At 76.9% G+C, this 3,163-nt stretch carries 3 protein-coding genes; all 3 read right to left on the reverse strand.

All coding sequences use genetic code 11. The features are described 5' to 3' along the window. On the reverse strand, positions 1 to 928 hold a 928-nt coding region (locus HMPREF3099_RS01975), incomplete at its 3' end, for a WcbI family polysaccharide biosynthesis putative acetyltransferase (RefSeq protein ID WP_141761936.1). After that, positions 925 to 2,043 carry a glycosyltransferase gene (locus HMPREF3099_RS01980; protein ID WP_070703520.1) on the reverse strand — a complete coding sequence of 373 codons (1,119 nt, stop codon included), beginning with the start codon at positions 2,041 to 2,043 and terminating at the stop codon, positions 925 to 927. The genes HMPREF3099_RS01980 and HMPREF3099_RS01975, both read right to left, overlap by 4 nt. Next, positions 2,040 to 3,163: glycosyltransferase (locus HMPREF3099_RS01985; protein ID WP_237769705.1), on the reverse strand; the 1,124-nt coding region annotated here is incomplete at its 5' end. The genes HMPREF3099_RS01985 and HMPREF3099_RS01980, both read right to left, overlap by 4 nt.

The raw sequence follows: 3,163 nt of genomic DNA on the forward strand, positions 1-3,163 counted from the left end.
GCGGCCGGCCCACCACCCCAGCGAGCAGCAGGTCGTCGCGGACCGCCCGCGCACAGGCGGCCAGCACCCGCGGGTTCGCGCGCAGCCACGCGGCCTGGGTGGCCACCACCTCCTCGTCGGGCACTGCCCGCCCGTCCACCAGCCAGTCATCGCGTGGCTCGCCCTCGAGTCCCAGCGCGTCCAGGGTGGTGGCGGTCACCGGGGCGAACACCGAGCGCAGCAGCTCGCGCCCCGGGTCCGGCACCGCCCCGGCCCCCACCCGCTCGGCCACGCGCTGCGCCAGGCCCATGAGCACCGGGTTGCCCGGGTGGTTGATGGTGTTCGTGGCCCGCGCGCCGGCGCCCACCAGCAGGTCGTCCACCGGCACCGCCCCGGCGGCCTCCTGCCGGCGCCGCAGCTCGGCCAGTGACGCCTGCGCCACCGCACGCACCGCATCGGCTCCCGGGAGCGGGTCGGCCAGCCCGGCGGCCCGGGCGACGGCCCCCGTGTGGTGGTAGGGCACCAGGGGCGGGTCCGGCAGGCCGGGGCCCCGCACCAGCCGCTGCTGCGGGTGCAGACCGCGGTAGCGCACGATCGGCGCCATCACGTGCTGCGCGCCGCGCGCCGCCCGGGCCACCACCTGCGCGGTGCCCAGCGGCAGGTCGCGGTAGTCGTCGCGCACCGGCTGGGTGACCACCACCGTGGTGCGGGCCAGCAACCGGTCCAGGTGGGGCAGGTCCTCGGCGGTCAGCTCGTGCACCGGGGGGACCCGCACCCACGTGCGCGCGGGGTCGGCCAACTCCAGCAGCACCCGCAGCGACTCGGCCTGGCAGTTGCCGTGCACCATCCCCACCGGGCCGTCGGGCACCTCCTCGATGCCGTAGAAGCCCCCGTAGTGGCGGCGGCGCCCCTCGTCCACACCCGTTCCCGTGCCCTGTTGCCCGTTCACGACGCCTCCCGCGCGGCACGGTCCCGTGCCGCCTGCTCGTCCACCACCTGCTCGTACACCGCCACGTGGGCACGCCCCACCGCCTCGGTCTCCCGGGCCCGGTGGTCGGCCCAGGCGCGTGCCTGCTCCGCCGACCGCCCGGCCCGCGCCGCGGTCACCGCGCCCTCCAGAGCCGTCCGCAGCGAGGCCGGTTCGGGCCGCTCTCCCTCCCACGCCCACAGGTGCTCCACGCGTTGCTCAGCCAGGTGGCCCACGCTGGGTGCCAGGGGCACCACGCCCAGGTCGTGGCACTGCTCCACCCAGCCGGAGTGCGTGCCCCACCGGTGCGGCAGCACGGAGACGTCCAGGTGCTGCAGGTAGGTGCTGAACGCCGCGTCGTCCAACGGGTCCACGGCGCGCACGTCCACCCGCTCGGGGGCGTCCCGCACCCAGGCGGCCACGTCCCCGGCCACCCCCGGGCGCAGCAGCTCGCGGTGCAGCGTCACCTCCAGCCGGCACGCGGCCGGGCCCAGGGCGTCGGTAGCGGCCAGCAGCCCGTCGAGCAGGCGGGTCCGGCCGGCGTTGGCGCGCAGGGACTTCAGGTGCACCCCCACGAGCACGGGCCCCTCCGGGCGCGGTGCACGCACCGCCTCCTCGATGTGCTCGCGCGGCTCCATCGCCGGGTGCGGCACCACCACCGCCCGCCGCCCGGTCGCCCGTTCGATGCGGTCGGCCGCGCCGGGCGTGAGCGTCAGCACGGCATCGGCCGCCTCCACCAGCAGGCGCACCCGGGCGCGGTGGTCGTCCTGCTCCACCGCGTGCGGCAGGTCCAGGTCGTGCACCGTGACCACCAGTGGGAGGCCCACCCGGCGCAGGGTGTCGGTCCAGTCGGCCACTTGGGCGGGCGCGAGGTGCTCGAAGCCGAAGTGCACGTGCACCAGGTCCACCTCCGTGCGGTGCGCCCGCACCCACTGCGGGTCCCAGGCCGGTGAGGGCCACCACTGCCCGGCCGGTGCCCCGGGGACGGGTGGGTCGGGCAGCAGCTCCACCCCAGACGCGCCGGCCAGCACGCTGCGCACGTACGCGTGGCCGGCGGGCAGGCTGAGCACGCGCACCGGGTGCCGGCGGGTGCTCACCGCACCGCCTTCAGGTGCGCGCTGGCCTGCAGCAGCCGGGCGTAGCGCGCCTCGTGCTCGGCCACCATCGTGTCCATGGAGAAGTCGCGCTCCACCCGGCGGCGCACGTCCGCGCGGTCCAGCGCCAGCACCTCCTCGGCGGCTGCGTGCACCTGCTCCTCCCAGGCGTCGGGCGTCACCAGCCGGCCCACCTCCGGGGTCACCACTTCCTGCAGGCCACCCCGCGCCAGCCCCAGCACGGGTGTCCCGCACGCCCCGGACTCCGCCGCCACCAGCCCGAACGGCTCGTCCCACAGCGGGGTCGCCAGGGTGGCCGCGCTGGAGCCCACCACCTCGGCCAGCTCCGAGGTGCGCAGGTGCCCCAGGTACTCCACGTCCCCGCCCAGCATCGGCTCCAAGTGGTCGGAGAACCACGCCCGGTCGCTCACCGGCCCCACCAGGCGCAGCGGCATCCCCAGCCGGCGCGCCATCGCGACGGCCACGTCCGGCCCCTTCTCCGGCACCAGCCGCCCGAACCAGACCAACCCGCCCCCGCCCGGGCCCGCCGGCCACAGGTCGGCGTCCACGCCGTTGTGCACCACCGAGGCGTCCACCACCGGACCCCACTGGCGGGCGGTGAAGGCGCTCACCGCGTTCACGCTCCCCGGCGCCGGCGGGCGGCGGCGGAAGGCGTGCATCATCGGCAGCAGCGGCGGGGTGTGCAGCGTGGTGACCACGGGGCGCCCCAGGTCGTGCTCCAGCAGCGTGGGGTTGAGGCTGTTGTTGTGCACCAGGTCCACGTCCAGCGTGGGCACGTGCTCGGCCAGCCGCTTGAAGGCGCGGTTGACGTCGGCCCGGGTCTCGTCCCACGGCGCCACCGGGTCCACGTGCACGCCCAGGTCCTCCGGCCTCACCACCTGAACCTGTGGCCCGCAGTCCGAGCCGCGCGCGCCGAAGAGGGTCACCCGGTGGCCGCGCGCCACGAGCCCGCGGGCGAGGTGCCAGGTGATGGCCTCCAGCCCCCCGGCGAACGGCAGGGCGATGGCCGAACGGCAGTGGCCCGCGAGCAGGATGCTCATCGGGCGGGGCGGGGCGGCCATGGGACTCCCGGGCGACGAGGAGGGGGGCGGGGCGGGTCCAG

This window comes from Kytococcus sp. HMSC28H12 (assembly GCF_001816045.1).
GTDB classification, from domain to species: Bacteria; Actinomycetota; Actinomycetes; order Actinomycetales; family Dermatophilaceae; genus Kytococcus; species Kytococcus schroeteri.